The organism is Streptomyces sp. NPDC102514 (assembly GCF_055584525.1).
Map to the genome: position 1 here is coordinate 379797 of NZ_JBVJLW010000001.1, position 23511 is coordinate 403307.

The 23511-nt window shown below is 70.8% G+C and carries 24 protein-coding genes and 1 tRNA gene; 18 read left to right on the forward strand and 7 right to left on the reverse strand.

The genetic code is table 11. The annotated features are described in order from the left end of the window. The first annotated feature begins 63 nt into the window (after positions 1-63). On the forward strand, positions 64-1038 hold the full coding sequence (locus tag ACZ60E_RS01710; protein ID WP_469438293.1) for a FecCD family ABC transporter permease: 975 nt from the start codon (positions 64-66) through the stop codon (positions 1036-1038). Beyond that, positions 1035-1847: an ABC transporter ATP-binding protein gene (locus ACZ60E_RS01715; RefSeq protein WP_469436982.1), complete on the forward strand. Its 813-nt coding sequence runs from the start codon at positions 1035-1037 to the stop codon at positions 1845-1847. The genes ACZ60E_RS01710 and ACZ60E_RS01715 overlap by 4 nt, the downstream gene beginning before the upstream one ends. Positions 1848-1856: 9 nt before the next feature. Here ACZ60E_RS01715 and ACZ60E_RS01720 read toward each other — a convergent pair whose 3' ends face one another. Further along, positions 1857-2252 (reverse strand): guanyl-specific ribonuclease, encoded by a 396-nt coding sequence (locus ACZ60E_RS01720; protein ID WP_384805357.1) that lies wholly within the window; start codon positions 2250-2252, stop codon positions 1857-1859. Between the two features lie 129 nt (positions 2253-2381). Between ACZ60E_RS01720 and ACZ60E_RS01725 the strand changes: the two genes are divergently transcribed. Next, positions 2382-3800 carry an ADP-ribosylglycohydrolase family protein gene (locus ACZ60E_RS01725; RefSeq protein WP_469436985.1) on the forward strand — a complete coding sequence of 473 codons (1419 nt, stop codon included), beginning with the start codon at positions 2382-2384 and terminating at the stop codon, positions 3798-3800. Next, positions 3800-4642 (forward strand): alpha/beta fold hydrolase, encoded by an 843-nt coding sequence (locus tag ACZ60E_RS01730; protein ID WP_469436987.1) that lies wholly within the window; start codon positions 3800-3802, stop codon positions 4640-4642. The genes ACZ60E_RS01725 and ACZ60E_RS01730 overlap by 1 nt, the downstream gene beginning before the upstream one ends. On the opposite strand, the gene ACZ60E_RS01735 is transcribed toward ACZ60E_RS01730, so the two are convergent. The 4 genes from ACZ60E_RS01735 to ACZ60E_RS01750 all read right to left on the reverse strand — a co-directional run bounded on the left by ACZ60E_RS01735 (position 4643) and on the right by ACZ60E_RS01750 (position 7963). Continuing rightward, positions 4643-5551 (reverse strand): GAF and ANTAR domain-containing protein, encoded by a 909-nt coding sequence (locus tag ACZ60E_RS01735; protein WP_469436989.1) that lies wholly within the window; start codon positions 5549-5551, stop codon positions 4643-4645. Between the two features lie 241 nt (positions 5552-5792). Continuing rightward, positions 5793-6701: a GlxA family transcriptional regulator gene (locus ACZ60E_RS01740; RefSeq protein ID WP_469436991.1), complete on the reverse strand. Its 909-nt coding sequence runs from the start codon at positions 6699-6701 to the stop codon at positions 5793-5795. Between the two features lie 10 nt (positions 6702-6711). Continuing rightward, entirely contained in the window at positions 6712-7311 is a 600-nt protein-coding gene (locus ACZ60E_RS01745) for a cysteine hydrolase family protein (protein WP_453790264.1), read from the reverse strand. A gap of 97 nt (positions 7312-7408) precedes the next feature. Continuing rightward, positions 7409-7963 (reverse strand): RBBP9/YdeN family alpha/beta hydrolase, encoded by a 555-nt coding sequence (locus ACZ60E_RS01750; RefSeq protein WP_469436995.1) that lies wholly within the window; start codon positions 7961-7963, stop codon positions 7409-7411. A gap of 696 nt (positions 7964-8659) precedes the next feature. Between ACZ60E_RS01750 and ACZ60E_RS01755 the strand changes: the two genes are divergently transcribed. Beyond that, positions 8660-8733, forward strand: a tRNA-Met gene (locus ACZ60E_RS01755). Between the two features lie 43 nt (positions 8734-8776). Here the strand turns inward: ACZ60E_RS01755 and ACZ60E_RS01760 are convergent. Further along, entirely contained in the window at positions 8777-9130 is a 354-nt protein-coding gene (locus ACZ60E_RS01760) for a hypothetical protein (RefSeq protein ID WP_469436997.1), read from the reverse strand. Between the two features lie 325 nt (positions 9131-9455). Here ACZ60E_RS01760 and ACZ60E_RS01765 point away from each other — a divergent pair, with 325 nt between their 5' ends. Both ACZ60E_RS01765 and ACZ60E_RS01770 read left to right on the forward strand, forming a co-directional pair. Continuing rightward, the gene (locus ACZ60E_RS01765; protein ID WP_453790261.1) at positions 9456-9857 is read left to right on the forward strand and encodes a hypothetical protein; all 402 of its coding nucleotides are present in this window, start codon (positions 9456-9458) and stop codon (positions 9855-9857) included. Further along, entirely contained in the window at positions 9854-10285 is a 432-nt protein-coding gene (locus ACZ60E_RS01770) for an ankyrin repeat domain-containing protein (protein WP_469437002.1), read from the forward strand. Before ACZ60E_RS01765 ends, ACZ60E_RS01770 begins: the two co-directional genes overlap by 4 nt. A 39-nt stretch (positions 10286-10324) precedes the next feature. Here ACZ60E_RS01770 and ACZ60E_RS01775 read toward each other — a convergent pair whose 3' ends face one another. Next, a complete protein-coding gene (locus ACZ60E_RS01775) occupies positions 10325-10873 on the reverse strand; it encodes a cupin domain-containing protein (protein ID WP_469437004.1) in 549 nt (182 codons plus the stop codon). Between the two features lie 138 nt (positions 10874-11011). On the opposite strand from ACZ60E_RS01775, the gene ACZ60E_RS01780 reads away from it, so the two are divergent. The 11 genes from ACZ60E_RS01780 (at position 11012) to ACZ60E_RS01830 (ending at position 23487) form a co-directional block, all read left to right on the forward strand. After that, the gene (locus ACZ60E_RS01780) at positions 11012-11473 is read left to right on the forward strand and encodes an RrF2 family transcriptional regulator (protein WP_469437007.1); all 462 of its coding nucleotides are present in this window, start codon (positions 11012-11014) and stop codon (positions 11471-11473) included. A 53-nt stretch (positions 11474-11526) separates the two neighbouring features. Beyond that, the gene (locus ACZ60E_RS01785) at positions 11527-12441 is read left to right on the forward strand and encodes a DsbA family oxidoreductase (RefSeq protein ID WP_469438296.1); all 915 of its coding nucleotides are present in this window, start codon (positions 11527-11529) and stop codon (positions 12439-12441) included. 558 nt (positions 12442-12999) lie between these two features. Then, complete coding sequence (locus tag ACZ60E_RS01790) at positions 13000-14571, forward strand: ABC transporter substrate-binding protein (protein WP_384805333.1); 1572 nt, start codon at positions 13000-13002, stop codon at positions 14569-14571. 44 nt (positions 14572-14615) lie between these two features. After that, a complete protein-coding gene (locus tag ACZ60E_RS01795; RefSeq protein ID WP_385838556.1) occupies positions 14616-15644 on the forward strand; it encodes an ABC transporter permease in 1029 nt (342 codons plus the stop codon). A 2-nt stretch (positions 15645-15646) separates the two neighbouring features. Further along, a complete protein-coding gene (locus ACZ60E_RS01800) occupies positions 15647-16534 on the forward strand; it encodes an ABC transporter permease (RefSeq protein ID WP_210885975.1) in 888 nt (295 codons plus the stop codon). Beyond that, positions 16534-17445, forward strand: a complete 912-nt coding sequence (locus ACZ60E_RS01805; RefSeq protein ID WP_384805331.1) for an ABC transporter ATP-binding protein — start codon at positions 16534-16536, stop codon at positions 17443-17445. Before ACZ60E_RS01800 ends, ACZ60E_RS01805 begins: the two co-directional genes overlap by 1 nt. Beyond that, positions 17442-18314, forward strand: coding sequence for an ABC transporter ATP-binding protein (locus ACZ60E_RS01810; RefSeq protein ID WP_469437013.1), 873 nt, complete (start codon positions 17442-17444; stop codon positions 18312-18314). Before ACZ60E_RS01805 ends, ACZ60E_RS01810 begins: the two co-directional genes overlap by 4 nt. 79 nt (positions 18315-18393) lie before the next feature. Continuing rightward, complete coding sequence (locus tag ACZ60E_RS01815; RefSeq protein WP_469437015.1) at positions 18394-19734, forward strand: LLM class flavin-dependent oxidoreductase; 1341 nt, start codon at positions 18394-18396, stop codon at positions 19732-19734. 10 nt (positions 19735-19744) lie between these two features. Then, complete coding sequence (locus ACZ60E_RS01820) at positions 19745-21592, forward strand: FAD-dependent oxidoreductase (RefSeq protein WP_469437018.1); 1848 nt, start codon at positions 19745-19747, stop codon at positions 21590-21592. Positions 21593-21644: 52 nt separating this feature from the next. Next, entirely contained in the window at positions 21645-22673 is a 1029-nt protein-coding gene (locus tag ACZ60E_RS01825) for an LLM class flavin-dependent oxidoreductase (RefSeq protein ID WP_469437020.1), read from the forward strand. Between the two features lies 1 nt (position 22674). Next, positions 22675-23487 (forward strand): alpha/beta fold hydrolase, encoded by an 813-nt coding sequence (locus tag ACZ60E_RS01830; RefSeq protein ID WP_469437022.1) that lies wholly within the window; start codon positions 22675-22677, stop codon positions 23485-23487. Positions 23488-23511: the final 24 nt, after the last annotated feature.

Genomic DNA, 23511 nt, shown 5'->3' on the forward strand with positions numbered 1-23511 from the left:
CTCCCCGGCCGCGCGCGGTTGTCGCTCGCGACCGTCGGACTGCTGGTCCTCCTCGTCGCCGTCATGGTGGTGGCGGTGAGCATCGGCGCGGTGAACATCCCGCTGACCGACGTCTGGTCGGTCCTCCTGCACCACGTCACCGGCCGCGGAGCGACCGGCGACCCGGCGCTGGACCAGATCGTCTGGACGTTCAGAGCACCCCGCGTCGCCCTGGCCGCCCTGGTCGGCGCGGGCCTCGCCGTCGCGGGCGCGGTCCTCCAGACCCTGGTCTCCAACCCGCTCGCCGACCCGGTCGTGCTGGGCTTCTCGTACGGGGCCTCGCTGGGCGCCGTACTGGTCATCACCCTCGGCGGCGCCGCGCTCGGCGGACTGGCCGGACTGGGGGTGTCCGGCGCGGCGTTCGTCGGCGCCCTGGCGGCCGGGGCCCTGGTCTTCGCCCTCGGGCAGCGAAGGAGCCGACTGGCCCCCACCCGGCTCGTACTGGCCGGAGTCGCGGTCGGTTACGTCCTCCTGTCGATGACCAGCTTCGTCCAGCTGATGGCGACCCCCACCGAACTGCGTACCGTGATGTTCTGGATGCTCGGCAGTGTCGCGGGCGCCCAGTGGGACCAACTGCCCACCGTCACCGTGGTGGTCCTCGCGAGCACCGTCCTGCTCACCCTGTTCGGGCGGCGGCTCAATGCCCTGCTGGCCGGTGACGAGTCCGCCACCGCGCTCGGCGTGGACGTCAACCGGCTGCGCGCGGTCCTGCTGGTGATCAGCGCGCTGCTCACGGGCACCGTCATCGCGGTCGCGGGCGGTGTCGGCTTCGTCGGCCTGATGATCCCTCACCTGGTCCGGCTCACGACGGGGGCCGACCACCGCAGACTGCTGCCCCTGACCGCACTCCTCGGCGCCGTCTACCTCGTGGCCGTCGACCTGCTCTCCCGCACCCTCACCCGCCCCAACGAACTGCCGCTCGGCATCCTCACCGCCCTGCTCGGCGCCCCGTTCTTCCTGTGGCTGCTGCGCCGGGACAAGGGACTGGACAGCGCATGAAACTGACCGTGGACCAACTCCACATCACCCTGGACCGCAGGCCCATCCTCCGCGATGTGACTCTGGAGGCCGCCCCGGGCGACGTCGTCGGGCTCGTGGGCCCCAACGGCAGTGGCAAGTCCACCCTGTTGCGCACGGTCTACCGTTCACTGCGGCCGGCCGGGGGAGTGGTCCGGGTGGGCGGCGACGACGTATGGGCACTGTCGTCCCGTACGGCAGCCCGCCGAACGGCGGCCGTGCTGCAGGACGCCGCCACGACGACCGGCCTGAGCGTGACCGAGATCGTCGCCCTTGGCCGGACGCCCCACCACGGTCTGATGGACAGGGACGGCATCGACGACCATCGGGCGGTCGCCGAAGCGGTCGAACTCTGCGGGGTCGGGCCCTTCGCGGACCGGGACTACGCCACCCTGTCGGGCGGTGAACGCCAGCGTGTCCTGCTGGCCCGCGCACTCGCCCAGCAGCCGCGCCTGCTGGTCCTGGACGAACTCACCAACCACCTGGACATCCGCGCCCGGTTCGAGCTCCTTGACCTCATCCGCAGCACGGGGGTCACCACCCTGGCGGTCCTGCACGACCTCGACCTGGCCGCCCGGCTCTGCGACCGTCTCGTCGTGCTCCACGAGGGGGCGGTGGTGGCGGCGGGCCCGGTCCTTGAGGTCCTGACACCGGAACTGCTGCGCGAGGTCTTCGGCGTACAGGCTGGGACGGAGAGACACGCGGACGGCGTCGTGCGCATCACGTACGCGGCCCGGCCACTCGCCCCGCGGCCGGTAAAAGTGGGGGGTCCGCGGGGCGAGGGTTCCTGAACGTGCCGGTCAGCAGCTGTAGTTGACCAGCTTGAACGAGGCGTAGTGATCGGACGTGTAGTAGTCCTCCCGGACTTCCTCACCGGTGACGATGCGACGGGCACCGCGCGTGGAGGAGCCGGGCGTGATCACCGTGTACTCGTGGTAATAGCCGGTCGACTGGCTGGGCAGGATGCCTTCCCGGTTCTGGAAGACGCTCCCGTCCTGCGAGTAGGGGTAGGGACCGCCCTGCTCGATCAGGTCCAGCGTGTCGTGTGCCTGGGACGGCAGACTGCCGTAGCAGATGCTGCCGACTGCCGAGGCGGACGTGCCCGCGGCGTTGGCGGTCGTGGTGCCGCCGACGAGAAGCGCGGACAGAACGGCGGCTGCGGCGCCGATGCGAGTGATTCGTGGGGGGAATCTCATGCCCACATGATGACGCGCGTAGACGCTGACATGTCAATGACAACCACGAAGATTTTCACCGTCTCGTCCGATGAGTTTTCGGGAAATTAACCTCCCGCGCCGGCCGGAGAACTTGGCAGAATGACGCAGATGTCCACCGATCTCCCCTCCGTCGAGCCTGCCTCCCACCCTGCCGTCGTCCGCCCCTCCGACCACCGTTCCGCCGCCCGTGACGCCCTGCGTGGGCTGGCGGTCGGTGACGCCTTCGGTGCCCAGTTCTTCGTACCGGAAAATCTTCCCGGCCTGCGGGAGCGCAGGTTGCCCGCAGCGCGGTGGCCGTGGACGGACGACACGGAAATGGCCTGTTCGGTCTTCGAGGTGCTGCGCCTGCGGGGCGCCGTGGACCAGTACGACCTCGCGCAGGGTTTCGCCCGGCGGCACGACTTCGACCGCGGCTACGGTCCGGCGATGAACCGGCTGCTGCGGCTGGTCCGGGAGGGCGGCAGGTGGCAGGAGCTGGCCGCGGACCTGTTCGACGGCCAGGGGTCGTGGGGCAACGGGGCCGCGATGCGGGTGGCGCCCCTGGGGGCCTGGTTCGCCGTGGACCCGGCCGAGGCGGCGGCCCAGGCCGGCCGGCAGGCACGGGTGACCCACACACATCCGGAGGCCGTGGCCGGAGCCGTCGCGATCGCGGTGGCCGCCGCCTGCGCGGCTCGCGGACGGGTGTCCCCGGTGACCGGAGCCCGGTTGCTGGCGACGGTGGAGGAACTGACCCCGGCGGGCCGGATCCGGGCGGGTGTCGCCGAGGCCCGGGAACTGCTGGACCAGCCACATGCCGAGTACGCGGCGCATCGGCTGGGCAACGGTCGGCGGGTGAGCGCGGCGGACACCGTGCCCTTCGCCCTCTGGTGCGCGGCCCGGCACCTGGACGACTACGAGGAGGCGTTGTGGGCGTGCGCGTCGGTGGGCGGGGACGTGGACACCACGTGCGCGATCGTCGGCGGGATCATCGCCGCGCGCGTGGGCACGGCGGGCATCCCGGCCGCTTGGCGCGCCGCGAGCGAAGCACTGCCGGAGTGGGTGGCGGAAAACGACCTGGGCGAAGATCTCACCCGCACCGGACTGGGCGACGAAGTGACGCCGCTGCGGCGCCCCGAGAGCATCCCGGCGCCTCGGCTCGTGTGGACGCCTGGGCAGTGGCAGCGCGTACGGCACGGAGTGCGGTCCCTGGCCATGGAGGAGAAGTGGGTCGCGTACCTGGAGGGCAACCAGCTGTCGCTGCACCGCAGTTGGACCGGCAACGCCGTCTTCCGGGTGACCGTGGCCGAGGAGCCGGACGGCTGGCGGCCGGTGGCCGCATGGGTCGAGTCGGACCCCGACGTCTACCGCCGCGGCGGCGACGAGACGGAGAGTGCCTTCCTGGAACTCTTCCTGCGCGCCTGGTACATGGACGACACGCGACCTGAACTGTGGGAACGCTACAAGGAGTTGCGCCGCGCCGAAGCCGCGGGCGACGGCGGCCAGGAGCCGGCGACCAGGACGCGCAGGCCGGGAGACGGAGGCCGGTGATGACCGTGCTGCATGTGACGGTGTGGGACGAGGGAGGGCACGAGAGCGGGGATGAGAGCGAAGACAAGAGCGGCGGCGAAAGGGCACCCGCGGTCTTCGTGCACAACATATTCACCTGGGGCGGCGACGAGACGTACGGGTTCGCGGCGCAGCGGCCGTTGGCCGACCGTCACCGCCTGCTGCTGGTGGACCGTCGGGGTTACGGCGGCAGCCCCGGCACCGAGCGCAGTGACTTCGACACCGATGCCGACGACCTGGTGGAACTGCTCGCGCGACAGGCCGGCGGCGCGCACCTGGTGGGTCACGGCAACGGCGGTCTGGCCGCCGTGCTCGCAGCCGCGCGCCGCCCCGATCTCGTACGTTCCCTCGCTCTGATTCAGCCCTCAGTGTTCTCCGCGGCCTCCGGTCATCCGGTGGTCGAGGCTCTGTTGCGCAGGGTGCGGGAGGGCGCCGGTGCGCCGGAGCCCGTCACGCCGGAGCAGTTTCTGCGGGCCTCGACGGAGGGCATCGGGCTGGCGATGCCGGAACCCACGGCCCAGCGGCTGCGGGCCGTGGCCACCTCGATGCGTGAACGCCCCGTATGGGAAGCGAGAGTTCCGCTGGAACCGGTACGGGCCGCCCCGTGGCCGAAGCTGGTGATCTGCGGGACGTGGGAGGACGCGCCGGAGCTGTACCGCACGTATGTGGGTGAACCACTGATGGTGTGTGCCGAGGCCGTCGCCGATGGTGTGGGCGCCCGGCTGCTGCGGGTGGCGGGCCACTACCCCCACACGCAGCAGCCCGCCACCGTCAACGCCGCCCTTCGCGAACTGTGGGGACGGTCAGCGGGTCAGTCCGGCTGATCAGTCCGGCTGAACACCCTCACTACCCCGCGCACCCTGAACACCTTGAGCGGTGGCGGTGGCGTGGAGCTGTTCCAGTGCGTCCAGCACCATGGTGTGCCGGTGCCAGAGCAACCAGCGACCCACTTGTGTGCCGACGGCTTCCAGGGCGGCGAGTTGCGCACGGGAGAAGTCGGTGAGGGGCTGTTCGTGATGGCTTGAGATGATGCCCACGACCCGGTCCTTGCGGCCGACCAGCGGCACGCTGTGCGCGGCCCGGCTGCCTGCCTGCAAGATCGCGTGCCGGGACTCGTCGTCGAAGATGTCCGCGACCGCCACGTCCTTCACCGTGACCTGCCGGCGCTGTTCGGCGGACTGCGCGCAGGACGTCGTGGAATCCCCCACAAAGGCGAAGAAATCGGTGAACTCCTGGTTCAGCCCCGTGTGTTTCTCCAACCGCAGCATGCCCTGCTCCGACAGCTGTACGTTGCCCATGGTGGTCTCGGTGATGTGCAGCACGCGCCGCATCGCGTTCCTCAGCACCACCCCGTGGTTGGTGCGGCTCGCCTCGTCCACCGCCAGGTTCGGAAGCGGCGGCGGACTGTAGCGGGCGCGTCTGGGGAACCACAGTCCGGCGTCCGTGTCGGGTGCCGCGGTGTGCAGTACGGCATCGGCCAGCGTGTGCAGCTTGATGTTGAACTGCTGCGAGGTCTGCCGCAGCAGCTCGAACGCCTCCTGCTGCGAGACGAGGCGGTAACGGCCGGTCAGCACCCGCTGCGCGTGGGCGACACCGATGTGTGCCAGACGCCGATTGCGCTGCGCCGCCGTCTCACCCGGTTCCGGTGCCACCGGTCCCGGCGTGACCGTCTCCGGTACGGCGGCGGAACCAGGGGTGTTCCGGGGGCGTGGGTGAGGGGGTTCCTGTCTCACGGAGCGGTCTTCCTTACAGCAGCTTGGGCGCGACGGAGGACTCGCATGAACCGCACGTTTCGACGGTGAGGTTCATGGAGGACGCGTGCCTATTGCCCAAGCACCGGCACAACTTTACCCGCAGATGTCGCCTCTTCCCGACGCAACTGGAGCCGAAGGGAGGGCGGGTGACCCGACGGCGGCGAACCGCTCCTCAGCACGGCGGCGAACCGTTCCTGAACCGGACGATGTGGAGGTCCGGTCAGGTGGTGCGGGCGCGCAGGCGGCGCAGCATGCGCGGGTCCTCGAAGCCCACGGAGCGGGCCGCGGCGTCCATGGTCGCGCCGTGACTGATGAGGTGCTGGGCGCGTTCGAGACGCAGGGTCTGCTGATAGCGCAGGGGGGTCAGCCCGGTGGCGCGGCTGAAGAGGCGGGTGAGGGTGCGTTCGCTGACGCCCACGGCCGAGGCCACGGTGGGCAGGGGGAGCGCCTGGTCGAAGCGTTCGTCGATGAGGTCCTGGGCCCGGTGCACGGTGTCGTCGAGGTGGGACCGGTGCCGGAGCATCGCGCTGGACTGTGGTTCGTGGCCGTTGCGGCGGGCGTAGACGACCATCTCCCTGGCCACCTGCGCGGCGACCGCGGGGCCGTGCCGGGTGGCGACCAGGTGCAGGGCCAGATCGATGCCACTGGCGATGCCGGCCGAAGTGACGACCCGGTCGTCCGTGGTGAACAGGACGTCCCGGACGACCAGCGCCCGCGGATGACGTGAAGCCAGCTCGTCCTGCACGTCGTGGTGGGTCGTGCAGTGGCGGCCGTCCAGCAGCCCGGCCAGACCGAGCGCCTCGGCCCCGGCGCAGACACTGGCCACCGTGCCGCCCCTGGCGTGGTGGGTCCGGAGGGCCTGCAACGGGGCGGGACCGATGGCGGGGCTGTCGGCGAGGGTGCCCGCCCGCCAGCCGGGCACCAGGACCAGGTCCTCGGGCCCCAGCTCCGGCCAGTCGAGCCGGGCCACCAGCGGCAGCCCCTGCGCCGTGGGGACCTGCGGCCGCTCGGCGACGTAGGAGAGCGTGTACGGGTGCCCGAAGTCGTCGGCCGTGGAGAAGACCTGCGCGGGGCCGGCCAGGTCCAGCAGATGGACTCCGGGCACCAGGAAGAAGACGATGTGGCTCACGATCCGGTCATCATGCCTGATGCAGTGCCGCGGCCTCCAGTCCGTCGACCGTCGCGATGGTGGCGAACCGTCCGGCGAGCGCGTACTCGGTGCGCCGGATGACCTCGTCGGCGGAGAGCGTACGAGGGTCGGCCAGCAGGTCGGCCACGCTCTGGTCGTCGGGAGCGTCGCGGTGCGGGATGGGGTTGGTCGCGGTGGCGTCGGTGACGAACGTGACCTGGTAGCCGAGGTCGCTCGCGACGCGGGTGGTGGTCTCCACGCACTGCTCGGTACGGATGCCGCAGACGACGAGTTCGCGGACACCGCGTTCGGTGAGCACCTGCTGGAGGTTGGTCGTGGTGAAGGCGTTGTGCGAGGTCTTGTGGATCAGCGGCTCGCCCTCCGCCTGCTCCAGTTCCTCCATGAGCCGGACATGGCCGAGGGCCGGGTCGAAGACGTCGCCGCTGCCGGGCTCGCAGTGCAGCACCCACACCACGAGGTCCCCGGCCTCGCGGGCTATCCCGACCAGCCGGTTCACCTGGTCGGCGATCTTCGGGTCGGAGATCGTCGCCCACAGGGGACGGGCGCGGAAGGATTCCTGGACATCGATGACGATCAGTGCGCGGTTCATGCCCAGAGTCTGAGTCACGTGAGGGGCGCCGCGACATGCCGTATCGGGTCCCGAAGCGGACCGATCCGGTCAGCCTTCGGAAGACCGGGCCACAGGCTTACGCCGGCGACTCCTCGACGAGTGTGCGCAGGAGCTCCTGTCCGGCCGGCCAGTCGCCGAGACCGCTTCCCGAGTTGATGTGGCCGCGGTTCCCGACGAAATGCGCTTGTGCCTGCCAGTCGCGCGCGAACGCCGCGGACGCCGCCGGATCGCAGTACGGGTCGTCGTCGCCTGCCACCAGCAGACTCCTGCACGGCAGCGGGCGAGCGGTCACGTCCACGAACGAGGCCGCCGCCCGGCTCGGGAACGACGCGGCCCGCGTGTTCGGAGGCGCGACCAGGAACGCCGAGACCCCGGCGGGCCGCATCCGCTCAAGCCACTCCGCGGCCGTCCAGCAGCCGAGGCTGTGAGCCACCAGCACGACCTCGCCGTCACGGTGCGCGACGGACTCGTAGGCGGTCTGGACCGAGTCGACCCAGTCCGACAGCTCGGGCTCGCTCCACGAGGCCGGTGCGATACGCACGGCCGAGCCGCCCCACTGCTTCTCCCACAAGCTCTGCCAGTGCCGCTCGTCCGAACCGTCGATCCCCGGGATGATGACGTACGAGACCATGGCCCGCCTTCCTTTGATCGGGGTGCCCCGTGCTGCGCGGGGCCACCATGCGGCGATTATCGGTGGTGGGGTCACAGGGATGGGCCCGGGGTGCGTTCGGCCCCATACGATCCGGTACGTCCTGCCTGTCGGGGCCTAAACGCGTTCTTGCCTCGTGCCGGCCACGTTCTAAGATCTCGGGCAGAGACACCGGCTCCCGCACGGGCAGCCGGCCCGCCGCGACGGGTACCTGCAGTCGGCCCCCAGCCCCCGGGCCAGGAGAGACCACCGAGCCAACCGGGAAACCGGGGTCCGCATCCCGCGATGCTCCGCGCGGACCCCGGTCCCTCGTCCTCCCGGCCTTTCGAGTTGGGGCGTACTCCCGCGCGCCCCAAGTGCCGTGAGGACGATCCCGCGCGAGGACTCGCGTCAGGGGACGACGCGAGTCCTCGTGTCGGCGGCCGCCGGCGTCGCAGACAGGCGACGGCGGCCGCCACACCCGTCCATGGCCGGGTGCGTTCTTCGACTACCCGCGTTGTCAGCCGATTCACAGCGCGTCCGGGGGCTTCTCCAGACCCTCACACGGGCCTTCGCGCAGGCCTTCACGGAGACCTTCACGCGGGTCGGATCCGCCGCAGGGAAGCCGTACGGAGGCCGCGTGGTTGCGGTGGGTGGTCATCGGGGCCCTCGATGATGGCGTAGAGTCAGACATGTCGACGCGGGGTGGAGCAGCTCGGTAGCTCGCTGGGCTCATAACCCAGAGGTCGCAGGTTCAAATCCTGTCCCCGCTACTGTCGAAGAGGGTCCGGACCTTTTGGTCCGGACCCTCTTTCGTTAGCCCCCAGGGTTCTGCGACCGGTCCGGCCCCGCTCCGATACGGGCCAGTACCTGATCGGCCAGTTTTCGCGAAGGCAGTTCGCCGTCCAGGAACACCGTGTCGGCGGGCAGGGTGTCGGCCGCGGCCATGCACGGCCCGATCCTCTCCTTGCACCAGCGCCGCACCCGCGCCTCCCGCTCCGGATCACCCGGCGCATGGACCCGGCCGTCGATCCGCCTCTCCAGCACCTCCCGGGAGACCTTGAGGAAGAAGTGGTGGACGTCGATGCCCGCGTCCTTCAGCGTGCCGAAGATCTCGTCGACCAGCGTGCTCTTTCCGCTGCCGAACGCCCCGTTCACCCAGACGATCAACGTGATCCCCCGTCCAACTCCGTTGCCGTGACCGCGAGTCGGGTCCGACCCACCGGATCAGCATGCGGCACGGCTCAGCACGGCAACGGCGCGGCACGGTCCAGTCCGGCCGAGTCGATCGGCCGCCTGCGGGCTGCGAGTTGGGGCTTCGGCGCTCCCCAGTCGCTCTCCCCAGTCACTCTCCGCGGTCACGACGAAGTCTCCGCTGAGGGACCGCTCGAAAACCCGGTGGCCGTCGCGCCGGCGCTCCCGATACCGTCGGCCCCCCCGGCAGGCCGCGGCAGCGGTTGCCTCGTCCTGCCTCATCATCCAGAGAGTGATTCCAGTGACCGGCCTTCGAGCGACGACGACCCTGTGGCGCCCCACCGGTCCCAAGGAGCTGGAGTTGGTCCGTGAGCTGGACTGGTGTGCCTGGCCGCCACGGCTTCCCGAGCAGCCGATCTTCTACCCGGTTCTCAACGAGGACTACGCCGTCAGGATCGCGCGGGACTGGAACGTCAAGCACGACGGCGCCGGCTTCGTCACAAGGTTCGAGGTCGACTCCGACTTCGTGCGCAGGTACCCGGTCCAACAGGCGGGCGGCCGGACGATCCTGGAGCTGTGGGTACCGGCCGAGGAACTCGATGAGTTCAACGCACACATCGTCGGCCGGATCCAGGTGGTGCATGAGTTCCACGCGGGCGCGGAGACCCCTGCGGGTTCGGACGTGAGGTCGGAAGCGCGGTGAACAGGCGGCGGCAGAAGAAGCTGTCCCGACAGCTCGTCAGTGCGGCGACCTTCGGCGACAGCACCCGGATCGGCGCTCTCCTGCGAGCCGGTGCCGACCCCGAGACGGCCGACACCGAAGGCACCACTCCGCTCTACGCCGCGTCGGTCCACGGTGCCACCGGCAATGTCCTGTGCCTGCTGGCGGCCGGGGCCCTGCCCGACACCGAGAGCGGACACGGTTCGGAAGGCACACCTCTGTGCGGGGCCGCCTGCTGGGGGCACGTCGAGACGGTCCGTGCGCTTCTGGCGTACGGTGCCGACCCGCAGCTCCGCGAGGATCACGGCACGGGCCGTACCCCGCTGGAGTGGGCGATGACCGGGCCATATCCGGAGGCGATCGACGTGCTCCTCGCCGCGGGCGCCCAACCGTCCGGCCAGGTCACCTGACCCAGCCCCTGTCCCGAGGCACCGGGACCGCTCAAGGCGTCAGGACTCGTCCGGCGGAAGCGCGTACAGCTGGGGGAGGTTGACCACGATCGCCTCCTGCGTGCTGCGCGCGATGACGACCACCGCCTCGTCGTCCTGGTCCGGGTTCTCCTCCCGGTGCGGGACGAACGGCGGTACGAAGATGTAGTCGCCGGGAGAGGTCCGCAGCCGTACCTCCTTCGGCCCTTCGCCCTGGCCCGCGTCTGCGCCCTCGCCGTCGGCCCCACCCTGCCCCGAGTCGTCGATGAAGACGAATTCCGGGTGCCCGCTCACCACATAGATGGCGGTCTCGGACTCACCGTGGTGGTGGTCGGAGGAAGCCGTCGAGGGGGCCACATGGGTCTGGCCCATCCACAGCTTCTCGGAGCCGACGGTCTTTCCGCTGACAGCCGCGAACCTGCGCATCCCGCCGCTCTGCGCGGTGTCGCCGTCCAGGGAGTCGGCGCGGATGTGGTGCAGACGGCTGCGCAGGGATGCGGTCGGCTGTTCCGGGGTGTCGTGGAGGTGCGGGTGGAAACCCTCACCGGGGGTCGTCAGCGGCTCGCTCATGGCGGCGACGCTAGAGCGGTCCCGAAAAGGATGTCAAGAGGTGTCCTTTGGCTTTCACCTGCGGCAATGTTCCCGCAATGTGGGAAACAAGCGGCTGAAGCCCCGCGTGCCGACCCGCTCCTCAGGCATGATGTGCGCATGCATATTTCCGCGAAGGCGGACTACGCCATGAGGGCGCTGCTGGAGCTCGCCCGCGAACCTTCCCGTCCGCTCACCTGTGAAGCCATCGCCTCCTCGCAGGAGATCCCGTTCCGCTTCCTGAAGTCCGTGGTGGGTGAACTGCGCAGAGCCGGCCTGGTGCGCAGCCAGCGCGGCTGCGAGGGCGGTTACTGGCTCGGCAGATCCGCCGAGGAGATCACCCTGCTCGATGTCACGCGTGCCGTGGACGGCGAGTTGATCACCCTGCGGGGCGAGCCGCTGGCCGGTCTCGACTATCCGGGCCCCGCGACGGGCCTGCCCGATGTGTGGCGCGAGGTCGAGGCGGGTGCCGCGGCGGTCCTGGGCGGGGTGACGCTGACCTCGCTGCTCCCCAGGGGAGCGACGGGCGTGACGGCAGCGACGGCAGCGACCGAAGGGCTAGCCCGGAGAGGCGCCGCGTGACAGCCGGGCCGCAACCGCAACCGCAGCCACAACCGAAATCGAGGCCGCAGCGGCTGCCCCAACAACCCCCGCAAACGCGTTCGTTGGCACCGACATCGATCGAAGTCGTCGAGTACACCGATCCGTTGTGCCCCTGGGCCTGGGGATCGGAGCCCGTATTCAGAAAGTTGCGGGTGGCACTGGCCGGCCGGGTCCGGTGGCGGCGGGCGTACGCGATCCTCTTCGACCACGACGACGATCCGCCGCCCGACCCGGCGGCGGAGACGGCCTGGTACGCACGCTACGTCGAGGAGATCAGTTCGCACAGCAGGGCCCCGCGCCCCGTGCGGCTCAGTCGTATGCCCGCCGACTCCTGGCCCTCCTCGCTCGTCGCCAAGGCCGCCGTCCTTCAGGGCGAAGAGGTGGCAGAGCGGGTCCTGCGGCGGCTGCGGGAGAGTGTCTTCGTGCTCGGCGAACCGGCGGACACCCCCGACCTGGCCCTGGCCGCGGTCCGGGGCGTACCGGACCTGGACATGCGGCGGCTGGCGGTCGACGCCGCTTCCGAGGCAGTGCTGGAGCAGGTGCGTGCCGACCGGCTGGAGGCCCGCCGCCCGGTGGCCGAGGTGCTCACCGCGCAAGGCGGGTCGCCGCATCCGGGCGCGGCCAAGGAGACCGACGAGGGCGGACACCGGTACGCCCTGCCGACCCTGCTCGTCCGGACCGCGGACGAGTACCGCGTCGTACCCGGCTGGCGGCCCTTCGAGGAGTACGCGGCGGCCGTGGAGGAACTGAGTCCCGGACTGTCGGCGGACCCCGCCCCGCTCGCTCCGGCGCACGCGCTGGAGCGCTACCGCAGCCTCACCGATCCGGAGCGGTCGCTGCTGACCGAGGGCCACTGGCCACCTCCGGGCGCCGTGCGGGTGGACACGGCGGGCGGGCCCCTGTGGCTGCACCCCGACGAGGCGGCAACTCACCCTGCCGCACGCTGAATCCAGCCCGTCCGAGGCTGTGAACTGCGACGGACGCCGTCCCGCCCAATGAGACACCAATTGGTGTCCATTGACAGTCGGTTGCGGGAGCCCCCAGGATGAGCACCATGCTTACGACGCACCCCGGTGTGGTGTGCCGCTACGTGGACCTGCGGCGCACCAGCAGCGCACTCTGTCGCTGACCCTTCGCCGTCCCCGGTCCGCAGACGCCTGACCGCCGTTTCCAGCACTTGCTTTCCGGTGCTCGACCGAGCCGTGCCCGCCTCTGCGTCTTCCTCTCCGTGCCCCGTCGCACACCTTCTTCGCCTCCCGGCCCGCCCCTTTGCGTGCCCGTCGACTCCTCCACCCCGGTAGTCCCGCGATCCCGCACGCTCCTGCCCTGAGCGCCACGCGCCCCGAGCGCGCGCCGGCGCTCTCCCCGGCATGTCCGTGCCACCCGATCCGGGCCTGAGTCACCCGTCCGGGTCCGAGCCGACGCTCCGCACGCGGAGGGTCTGGTCCTCCTGCCTTGCTCCTTCTGCCCCGGCCCCGGCCGGAGCCCGCCAAAGGAAGAACGAGATGCCCGCTCACCTCATCACCCGCCGCCCCGGAGCGGACCGCCGTTCGTCCAGAGGTGCAGGCCGCCTGCGGGCCGCAGCCCTCGGAACCGCCTTCGTCGCCGTGCTCACTCCCGTACTGAGCGCCTGCGGCGGTGACTCCGCCGCCTCGGGCGGCGGCTCCACGCTGAAGTGGACCTCTTCGTACTTCCCGACCCACTGGGACCCGGTCGTCGGGGGCAGTGGCGCGCAGTTCCGCGAACTCGCCCTCACCTACGCCTCGTTGACCCGTACGGACGAGAGCGGCAAGGCCGTTCCCGACCTCGCCAAGAGCTGGGAGTACAACGACAAGGGTGACGAGATCACCTTCCATCTGCGCTCCGGCCTGAAGTTCAGCGACGGCGAGCCGGTCGACGCCGCCGCGGTCAAGGCGGCCATCGAGCGGGCGCAGAAGCAGAAGAACTCGGCGCTCTTCGGCGACCTGACCTCCATCAAGTCGGTGGACGCCAGTGGCCTGGACGCGGTCCTGCACCTCAGTCAGGTCGACTACCAGATCCCCCAGCTGCTCGGTCAGCGCGTGCTGCAGATCGCCAGCCCCAAGGCGGCGAAGAACCCCGAGAAGCTGGACCAGAACCCGGTCGGCGCGGGCCCGTTCGTCGTCACCCAGGTGATCCCGGGCACCAAGGCGCTCCTGAAGAAGAACCCGGACTACTGGGACGCGAAGAACATCCACATCGACAACGTCGAGCTGACCTCGGCGCCCGACGCCTCCACCGTCGTCTCCGGACTCCAGACCGGTGTCTACAACTTCGCCGACCTGGACCCGAGTCAGGCGTCCGCCGCCAAGAAGGCCGGCCTGGACGTCTTCGTACAGCCGGGCTTCAACGCCTCCAACCTCAGCCTCAACGTCAACAAGGCGCCCTTCGACAACGACAAGGTCGTCGACGCCGTACGCCACGCGGTCAACCGCAAGGAGTTCGTCGACAAGCTGACCTTCGGCTACGGCGAGGTGACCGACCAGCCGTTCCCCAAGGGGTACGAGGCCTACGACCCCAAGTCGGAGGACGCCTACCCCTACGACCCGGCGAAGTCGAAGAAGCTCCTCGCCGAGGCGGGCTACAAGTCCGGTGACATCAAGCTGAACCTGGTCATCCCGGCGGAGGACCCGCAGGCGGAGATCGTCCAGTCGCAGCTGGCCGCGGTCGGCATCAAGGTCACCATCAAGATCGACAAGAACTGGGCCACCCCGTTCTTCGCGAAGGACCTGACCTTCTCGCTCTACGGGACCACCGGCCGTGACTCCGCGGCGCAGACCCTCACCGCGCACTTCGGCCCCAACGGCCCGCTGAACCTCAGCACCCCCTACGAGCCGGCCGGTTTCGAGGCCGCCATCGCCAAGGTGCGCAAGACCCCGCTGGACGCCCCCGACTACACCCAGGTGCTCCAGGCGGCGACCCGGGCGGGCCTGGAGAGCAAGGCGCTGGTCTTCACCTACTCCCAGCCGAACCTCATCGCCAAGAGCAAGTCGATCTCGGACCTGCCGAAGAACCCGGCCCACATCGACTGGACCGGCGTGACCATCTCCGGCAGCTGACACCCGTCCCACCGGACAACCCACCACAAGAGAGGGGCAAGCCCATGACGACGACCGCGGAACAGGCCCCGCCTGCCCGCCGTCGCGGGGTCGTCGGGACCAGGGTGCGGCACACGCTCGGCCGCCTCCTGGTCACCCTGGCCCGGTCGGTCGCGATCTTCGTGCCCGTCTTCCTCGTCGCGACCTTCGTGACCTTCGCGCTGCGTTCGATGAGCGGACTCAGCCCGGCGCGGATCCAGCTGGGCGAGGAGGCGACCCCCGAGGCGATCGCCCGGGTCGAGGCCCAGTGGGGTCTCGACCGGCCCTTCCTGGTCCAGTACTGGGACTGGTTCACCGGTGTCCTGCACGGACAGCTCGGCACCAGCTGGACCAACGGCGCCGACATCTCCACACTCATCGGCCTGGGCCTCGGAGTGAGCCTGTCCGTCGCCACGTTCGCGCTGATCATCGGTGTCGTCCTCGGCTTCACCCTCGGCACGCTCGCGGCGCTCAAGCGCACCACCTGGATCGACCGGGCCATCACCGGCTTCGTCACCCTGATCTCGGTGATGCCCGCGTTCGTCGTCGGCATCGTGCTGGTCGCAATCTTCGCCGTGGGACTGCATCTGTTCCCCTCCGCCGGATACATCCCGGCGGAACAGGGTTTCGGCCCCTGGCTCGCGCACATCACGCTCCCGGCGCTCGCGCTCAGCTTCGACGTCGTCGCGGACGTGGCCCGCCAGCTCCGTGGCAGTCTCGTCGCCGCCTTCCGCGAGAACTACGTGACGGGCGCGGTCGTACGGGGCCTGAGCCCCCGTCGGATCTTCCTCGGCCATGTGCTCCGCAACGGCATCGGCCCTGCCCTGGCCACCCTCGGCCTGAAGTTCCCCGCGCTGGTCGGCGCCTCCGTCGTCACCGAGTGGATCTTCGGGCTGCAGGGCTTCGGCAGGTTCGCCAACGACTCCGCCCAGGCCGGCGACGTACCGGCCGTACAGGGAGTCCTCGTGGTGTCGATCGTCCTGGTCGTCCTCTTCAACCTGATCGTCAACCTGGTGCTGGCACGTGTCACACCGGCATCCCAGCGGGGGGTATGACCATGGTGCGTCGCGTCCTCACCCTGACCTCCGGCCGGATCGCCGTGGTCATCCTCACCCTGATCGCGCTGCTGGCGGTCCTCGGCCCGCTGCTCGCCCCGCAGAACCCGCTGGCCACCAGCGACAACACCCTCGCCGCGGCCTCCGGATCCCACTGGCTCGGTACCGACTACCTCGGCCGGGACACCTTCAGCCGGCTCCTGGACGGCTCACGCGTCAGCGTGCTCGGCTCCCTCGAAGTGGCCGTGATGGCCCTGGTCGTCGGCGCGATCCCCGGCATCCTGTCGGTCTACCTCGGCCGGACCTTCGAATGGCTCACCCTGCGGCTGGCCGACACCCTGGTCGCCCTGCCGTTCCTGCTGTTCGCGGTCGCCGTCATCGCCCTCCTGGGCAACGGCATCACCCAGGCCATGCTCGTCACCGGAGCGCTGGTCTCCCCGCTCTTCTACCGGGTGGCCCGCGCCGCGACCCTGGCCGTCGCCCGCTCGCCGTACGTGGAGGCCGCGCTCGTCGCGGGTGCCTCGACCGGCTGGATCGTCCGCCGTCACGTCTGGGTCAAGGTGCTCCCGCCGATCGCCGTCGCACTCGCCCAGACCATCGGCGTCGGCTTCATCATCGTCTCCAGCCTCACCTTCCTGGGCATCGGCGTCCAGCCTCCCGCACCCACCTGGGGCGGACTGCTCGCCTCCGACCTCGGCTACCTCAGCTACCAGCCGTGGGCGCCCCTCGCCCCCGCGGTGCTGATCATGATCACCGTCTGGGCCAGCAACCTGCTCGCCGACGCGATCCGCGACGTCTCCGGCGAAGCGGGCCGGGCCTTCGTCAACACCCGCAAGGCCCGCGCCAATCGCCTCGGCAAGCCCGATCCCGTATCCACCGGAGGTGCGTGATGACCACGCTGTCCGAGAAGGCCGCCCCCGGCACGACCCTGAGTGCCGCAGAGCCGGCCGAGCCCGTCGGTGAGCTTTCCACGGCGGTCGCGACCGCCGCACCCGTGCTCACCGTGCGCGGCGTGCGCATCAGCGACCGGGTCACCGACCGCGAGATCGTCCACGGCGTGAGCTTCGAACTCACCCCGGGGAGAACGGTCGGCATCGTCGGCGAGTCGGGCAGCGGCAAGACCCTCACCTGCCGGGCCGCACTGGGCATCCTGCCCCCGCACTTCGAGGTCTCCGCAGGCTCCGTCGAGATCGCCGGCACCGACATCGCGACCCTGACCCCCCAGCAGTGGACGGCCCTGCGCGGCGCCACGATCAGCGCGGTCTTCCAGGACCCGGCGTCCTACCTCAACCCCTCGATCCGGGTGGGCGCGCAGATCGCCGAGGTCATCCGGGTCAAGAAGGGCCTGAAGCGGCGCGAGGCACGCCACCGTGCCGTCGAACTGCTCCAGGCCGTCCAACTGCGCGATCCGGAACTGGTCTACGGCCAGTACACGCACGAGCTGTCCGGCGGCATGCTCCAGCGTGTCCTGATCGCCGCCGCGATCGCCGCCGACCCGCAGATCCTCATCGCCGACGAGGCGACGACCGCGCTCGACGTCACGGTCCAGGCCGAGATCCTCGACCTCCTCGCCGAACTCCGCGAACAGGCCGGACTCGCCCTGGTGGTCGTCTCCCACGACCTGGCCGTCGTCGCCCAGCTGTGCGACGAGGTCCTCGTCATGCGCGAGGGCGAGGTGGTGGAACAGGGCCCGACGAGCGACGTGCTCCACCGTCCTCGCCACGAGTACACCCGACTGCTCATCGCCGAGCACGACCAGTACGGCCTGGAGAAGTTCCTCACGCCGCAGGAGACATCGTGACCACCGAGCAGACACAGGGACAGCGGGCCGCCGACACGGGGACGGACGGACGGGCCGTCCTGGAGGTCACCGGCCTCGACGTGCACTACGGGCCCCGCCGACAGCGCCGCCGCGCCCTGCACGACGTCTCGCTGAGCGTCGCCCCCGGGGAAACCGTCGGCATCATCGGCGAGACGGGATCGGGCAAGTCGACCTTCGCCCGTACGGTCCTGGGCCTGGTACGCGCCTCCGCGGGCCGGATCGTCATCGGCGGCGAGGACGTCGGGGCGTACGGCAGCCGTCAGTGGCGCAGGCTGCGCCGCCGCGGCGTCGTCCAGTACGTCTTCCAGGACCCGCTGCGCAGCCTCGACCCCGACCTCACCGTCGAGGAGTCACTGATCGAGCCGCTGCTCATCCAGGGCGTCGCACGACAGGAAGCAGCCGAGCGGGCCCGTACGTTCCTCGCCCGCGTCCAGCTCTCCGAGGACCTGCTCGACCGGCTGCCGGGGGAGCTGTCCGGCGGTCAGCGCCAGCGGGTCGCCGTGGCCCGGGCGCTGGTCACCGAGCCGAAACTGGTCATCCTCGACGAGCCGGTCAGCGCCCTCGACTCGGCCAACCGCGTACAGATCCTGCAGATCCTCAAGGACCTGCGCGCGGCGGGCGTGGCCCTCGTCTTCATCTCCCACGACCTGGGGTCCGTCGCCGGGGTCGCCGACCGTATCGCCGTGCTCTACCAGGGCGAACTCGTCGAGGTCGGCGCGGCCCGCGAGGTCATCACCGACCCCCAGCACGTCTACACCCGGCTGCTCGTCGGCTCCGCGCCCACCCTGCGCAGTGCCTCGGCCGACCGCGCCGAACGCGACCGGCTCCGCGCGCTGCTGCACGCTTGAGCACGCGCACCCAGGTGCGCCGGCGAACCCCTGCACCCCTGTGCACCCCTCAACTTCCGCACCACCGAGAGGAATCCGCATGCCCCGCACGATCCACCTCGCCCTGCACCCCTACGGCGTCGGCGGCCCCGGCCAGCACGGTCTGTGGAAGGACCCGAGCGTCGCGAAGAACGCCAGCATCGACATCAACTACTACATCAAGCAGGCGCAGGCGGCCGAACACGCCCTGTTCGACGCCCTGTTCGTGGTCGACAGCCAGTTCATCAACGCGACCTACCCCTCGCACTATCTCAACCGGCTCGAACCACTGACCCTGTTGTCGGCGGTCGCCACCCACACCCGGCACATCGGCCTGGTCGGCACGGCGAGTTCGACGTACAACTCGCCCTTCAACCTCGCCCGCCGGTTCGCCTCCCTCGACCACATCAGCGGCGGCCGGGCCGGCTGGAACGTGGTGACCAGCTTCGACACCGGCACGTCCCGCAACTACGGGCTGGACGAGCACCTCGACTACACCACCCGCTACGGCAGGGCGCTGGAGTTCGTCAAGGTCGCCCGCGGTCTGTGGGACTCGTACGAGGACGACGCGTTCCCCGCCGACGTCGAGCGGGACATCTTCCTCGACCCCGCCAAACTGCACGAACTCAACCACGAGGGTGAGCACTTCAAGGTCGCCGGCCCGCTCAACCTCTCCCGCTCGCCGCAGGGCCAGCCGGTCATCTTCCAGGCCGGTGTCTCCGAGGAGGGCCGCGACCTCGCCGCACAGGTCGCCGAGGGCATCTACGCGCCCGGCGGTTCACTGCAGCAGGCGCAGGACTACTACGCCGACATCAAGAAGCGCACCGCCTCGTACGGCCGCGACCCCGAGCACATCAAGATCTTCATCCATGGCGGACCGGTCGTCGCCGCCACCGACGAGGCCGCCCAGCGCCGCGAGCGGGAGATCTTCGAGGAGGACAACGACTTCAAGGGCAACCTCGCGCTCCTGGGCCGCTCCTTCGGCGCGTACGACTTCAGCGCGCACGACCTGGACGCGCCGTTCCCGGACGTGGCCCACCTCGCCGAGAAGGGCGGTCGCACCGGCGCGTCCAAGCTGATCGAACGGGCGAAGGCCGAGAACCTGACACTTCGTCAAGTGGCGGAGTCCGTCAGCGAGTTCCGTCGCTCGCCGTTCGTCGGGGCGCCGGCGACCGTGGCCGACACCATCGAGAAGTGGTTCGACGCCGGCACCTTCGACGGCATCAACCTCGCGTTCCGCAACAACGCGGACCTGGAACTCTTCGTCGACGGCGTCGTCCCGATCCTGCAGAAGCGCGGACTGTTCCGCACCGAGTACGCGGCCGACACCCTGCGCGGCAACCTCGGCCTGCCGGTCCCGGCCAACCGCAACACCCGCGAGCCCGGCCTCGCGGACCACTGAGGACAGGGACATGAGCGAACTGTCGGTGACGGGTGGGCGTGACGTCCACACGGTACGGTTCCCGGCCGCCACCCCGCCGGACACGGTGGACGTACTGATCGTCGGCGCTGGGCCCGTCGGCCTCTCCGCCGCGGTCGAACTGGCCGGACGCGGCGTCCGCGTCGCCGTCGTGGACCGCGCCCGCACCGCGACCCTGGTACGGGCCGGGGCGATGGGACACACCCCGCGCGTGGTGGAACACTTCCGCCGCTGGGGGCTGCTCCAGCGCATCCGGGACGCCTGGACCTACCCGCCGGAGTGGAACCAGGGCACCAGACTGGTCACCTCCCTGGCCGGACACGAACTGGTCCCGCTGCCGCGCCCATCCTTCAACTCCCCTCGCCACACGACTCCGTACGCATCGGAGGAAACGCTGCGACGGCCGCAGACCGTGCTCCAGCAGGTCTTCCTCGACCGGCTGCGGGAACAGGGCGTGAGCGTCGCGGGCGGCTGGGAACTCCAGGCCCTCCACGAGCACGCCGACGGCATCGACGGCGAGATCGTGGGCGTTGGCGTGGCTGGTGACGGGGCCGGGGGTGTGGCCGGGGGCGAGCGGCGCACCGTCCGTGCCGCCTATGTGCTGGGCACCGACGGCGGGAGCAGCACCACCCGGCGGCTGGCGGGCATCGGGCGCGAGGGCGAGCACGCCACCGAGAAGCGGCTGCGGCTCATCGTCCGTACCGGCGACATCAGCGACCGGGTCGGAGCGGCGCCGAGCGGCAGCAACATCGTCGTCAACGCGAAAGCGTCCGGCTTCCTGGCAGCGGTGAGCACCCGCGAGTGGCGGGTCTACGCGGGCCCGTACCCCCTCGACCACGAGCCCACCGAGGACGAACTGCTGGAGATCGGCCGGGCCGCGTTCGGGTTCGACCTGGACCTCGAACTGGTCTCGGCGACGACCTTCTACCACGCCACCCGGATCGCCGAGACGTTCCACCGCGGCCGGGTCCTGCTGGCCGGTGACGCCGCGCATGTCCGTACCCCCGGCGGCAACCTCGGCGAGGGCTTCGGCGACGTCGTCAACCTCGGCTGGAAACTGGCCGCGGTGATCGACGGCCACGCGCCGCGGACGCTGCTCGACTCCTACGACGAGGAGCGCCGCAGACACAACTGGCGGATCGCCGACCACTCCCTCCAGCGGGCCCGCCGCACCCAGTCGACCCTCGCGGAGATCCGCCGCGGCGGCATCCCCGACGACGCCGACCTCGGCCCGGAGGCCGTGCGGCGCCGGCAGGAGATCGGCGAACGGCTCGGCAAGGACCGGGACCCGGCGGCGGGCGTCACTTTCGACGAGCGCTACGACGCGTCGAGCGCCGTCTGGTACGAACCCGGCCAGCTCGACTCCGAACCCCGCTGGCGTGCGGACGTCTACGAGGACGACCCGCGACCGGGCCACCGCGCCCCCGACGGACACGTCGACCCGTACGGCGGCACGCTCCACGACCGCATCGGTGTCTCACTGGCCCTGCTCGTGCTCACCGAGGACCGTGACGTCGAGCAGGCCTTCGACGCGGAGGCCGCGGCACGGGCACTGCCCTTCGCCGTGATCCACCTGACCCACCCCGAGGCCCGCGCGGTCTACGGCACCGGGAACGTCCTCGTACGCCCCGATCAGCACGTCGCGTGGCGTGGCACCGAACTCCCCGGCGGAGGCGCCGGCGCGGTCCTGGACCGGGTGCTGGGGGCCGTCGGCGAGCGGGAGACCGACGCCGCCATCGACACCGACGGCACGGGCACCCAGGGACTCGTCTCGGTCGGCGGAGCCGGAAGCGGCCCCGGAAGCGGTCCCGGCGGTCTCGGACGCGGAGCCGAACTGTGAGCCGGGCGGCAACTCGGCGACGCAGCGGACGACTTCGAAAGGCGAGCACCTCATGACCACCGGAACACCGCGCTTCAGACTCGGCTTCCTCACCCATGTCCAGGGGCGGGGCACCGACCTGGCCCAGACCTACCGCAATGCGACCGAACTCTTCGTCGCCGCCGACGAACTCGGCTTCGACGTCGGCTGGGTGGCCCAGCACCACGTCCCCGGCAGCGGTGGCGGCCTCTCCTCACCATGGACGTTCCTCGCCCACGCCGCGGCCCGCACCACCCGCATCCGCCTCGGCACGGCCATCACGGTGCTGCCGCTGGAGGACCCGCTGCGCCTCGCCGAGGACGTCGCCGTCGTCGACACGCTCAGCGGCGGGCGCGTCGAGGTCGGCGTCGGCAGCGGATACAGCGAGCTGGAGTACGCCGCTTTCGGCCGGGACCCCGCCCGCAAGCGCGAGTTGACCACCGAGCATCTGACCGTGCTGCGCACGGCCCTGGCCGGTGAGGAGGTGCGTACGCCCGGATTCCGCGTCCAGCCCGCGCCCGGGGACTTCTCCGACCGGATCTGGCAGGGCGTCTTCAGCGGACCCGGCGCCCAGCACGCCGCCGCCGGAGGGTCGAACCTGCTGCTCAACCGGGCGGCCTACGGGTTCGACGCACCCACCGACGAGATACAGCGGCCCTGGGCCGACGAATTCCTCGACGCATGGGACCGGCCGCGTCGCCCGCGTATCGGGCTGTCCCGGTTCGTGTTCCCGGCGAAGGACCGGCGCACGGCCCTTGGGCACATCGGTGACGACGTGCACCGGGCGGCGCTGCGCATGGCCGACAGCGGCGCCTTCCCCAAGGGCCTCGCGCCGGAGGAGGCGCTGCGCCGCTTCCACTGCTTCTACGGCTCCACCGAGGAGATCGTCGCGGAGCTGCGGCAGGAGAAGGTGCTGCCCCTCGCGACCGACCTGATCACCCAGTTCAACCCCGCCGTCCTCGACCACGACACCGCCATCCGCGCCCTCGAACTCATCGCGACCGAGGTGGCACCCGCCCTGGGCTGGCAGCCCGCGACCGAGCCCGCACTCGCAGGAGTCTGACATGACCGAATACACCGACCACCACGCCCCCGAGGGCCTGCGCACGCGCGGCACCGTCATCGTGGTACCCGGCAGGGGAGAGACCCGCGAGGCCTACACCCGGCTGGGCAGGCGACTCGCCGCCGACGCCTACCGCGTCCGCGTCGTCGACGCCCCGGACATCGACGCCGCCGACCTGGACGGCCAACTGGCTGACTTCGGCGCACGGTTGACCGCCGCCGGTCACGGGACCGTGGAGGAGAACGGTACCGAGAACGAGACCGAGAACGGGACCGGGGAAGGGATCGTCCGACCGGTCGTGTTCGTGGGCGCGGACACCGGGGCCCTCGCCGTCGCCGCGCTCGTCGGCGCGGGCGGCACCCCGACCGGCCTGCGACCGGACGCCGTCGTACTCGCCGGACTTCCCGGCCACGCCACCGGCGCCGTCGACGCCGCCGGAACCTGGGACGACGAACTCGACGTACGCACGTCCTGCCCCGCCCACCGGGGCCGGCTCACGGACGACACCCAGGTACGCCGTGGCGCACTCGGCGAGCCGGTGCCGGAGGCCCTGCTCGCGGCGGCCCACGGCAGCGAGGCCGATGTGCCCGCGCTCATCCTCGTCGGCGACGCCGACCCGCTCGCGGACCACGACGCGCTCGTCCGCACCGCCAAGTCCCTGCCCCGCGCCCGCCTGTCGACCGTCCGCGGCGGCCACCACGACGTGCTGAACGACCTCCAGCACCGCTCCGTGGCCGCCGAGACCGTCACCTTCCTGGAGACCCTGCGCAACGAACTGGTGCCCCTGATCTCCGTGGAGACCAGCGACTGGTGACCGGGCCCCGCCCCACCCCTCACG

Excerpts from the sequence above, each read along its gene's own strand:
- ACZ60E_RS01720 (WP_384805357.1), bottom strand. The coding sequence starts at position 2,252 with ATGAGATTCCCCCCACGAATCACTCGCATCGGCGCCGCAGCCGCCGTT.
- ACZ60E_RS01715 (WP_469436982.1), top strand. The coding sequence starts at position 1,035 with ATGAAACTGACCGTGGACCAACTCCACATCACCCTGGACCGCAGGCCC.
- ACZ60E_RS01795 (WP_385838556.1), top strand. The coding sequence starts at position 14,616 with ATGACGACGACCGCGGAACAGGCCCCGCCTGCCCGCCGTCGCGGGGTC.
- ACZ60E_RS01800 (WP_210885975.1), top strand. The coding sequence starts at position 15,647 with ATGGTGCGTCGCGTCCTCACCCTGACCTCCGGCCGGATCGCCGTGGTC.
- ACZ60E_RS01725 (WP_469436985.1), top strand. The coding sequence starts at position 2,382 with ATGTCCACCGATCTCCCCTCCGTCGAGCCTGCCTCCCACCCTGCCGTC.
- ACZ60E_RS01710 (WP_469438293.1), top strand. The coding sequence starts at position 64 with ATGGTGGTGGCGGTGAGCATCGGCGCGGTGAACATCCCGCTGACCGAC.
- ACZ60E_RS01790 (WP_384805333.1), top strand. The coding sequence starts at position 13,000 with ATGCCCGCTCACCTCATCACCCGCCGCCCCGGAGCGGACCGCCGTTCG.
- ACZ60E_RS01780 (WP_469437007.1), top strand. The coding sequence starts at position 11,012 with ATGCATATTTCCGCGAAGGCGGACTACGCCATGAGGGCGCTGCTGGAG.
- ACZ60E_RS01805 (WP_384805331.1), top strand. The coding sequence starts at position 16,534 with ATGACCACGCTGTCCGAGAAGGCCGCCCCCGGCACGACCCTGAGTGCC.
- ACZ60E_RS01730 (WP_469436987.1), top strand. The coding sequence starts at position 3,800 with ATGACCGTGCTGCATGTGACGGTGTGGGACGAGGGAGGGCACGAGAGC.
- ACZ60E_RS01775 (WP_469437004.1), bottom strand. The coding sequence starts at position 10,873 with ATGAGCGAGCCGCTGACGACCCCCGGTGAGGGTTTCCACCCGCACCTC.
- ACZ60E_RS01750 (WP_469436995.1), bottom strand. The coding sequence starts at position 7,963 with ATGGTCTCGTACGTCATCATCCCGGGGATCGACGGTTCGGACGAGCGG.
- ACZ60E_RS01745 (WP_453790264.1), bottom strand. The coding sequence starts at position 7,311 with ATGAACCGCGCACTGATCGTCATCGATGTCCAGGAATCCTTCCGCGCC.
- ACZ60E_RS01820 (WP_469437018.1), top strand. The coding sequence starts at position 19,745 with ATGAGCGAACTGTCGGTGACGGGTGGGCGTGACGTCCACACGGTACGG.
- ACZ60E_RS01815 (WP_469437015.1), top strand. The coding sequence starts at position 18,394 with ATGCCCCGCACGATCCACCTCGCCCTGCACCCCTACGGCGTCGGCGGC.
- ACZ60E_RS01825 (WP_469437020.1), top strand. The coding sequence starts at position 21,645 with ATGACCACCGGAACACCGCGCTTCAGACTCGGCTTCCTCACCCATGTC.
- ACZ60E_RS01830 (WP_469437022.1), top strand. The coding sequence starts at position 22,675 with ATGACCGAATACACCGACCACCACGCCCCCGAGGGCCTGCGCACGCGC.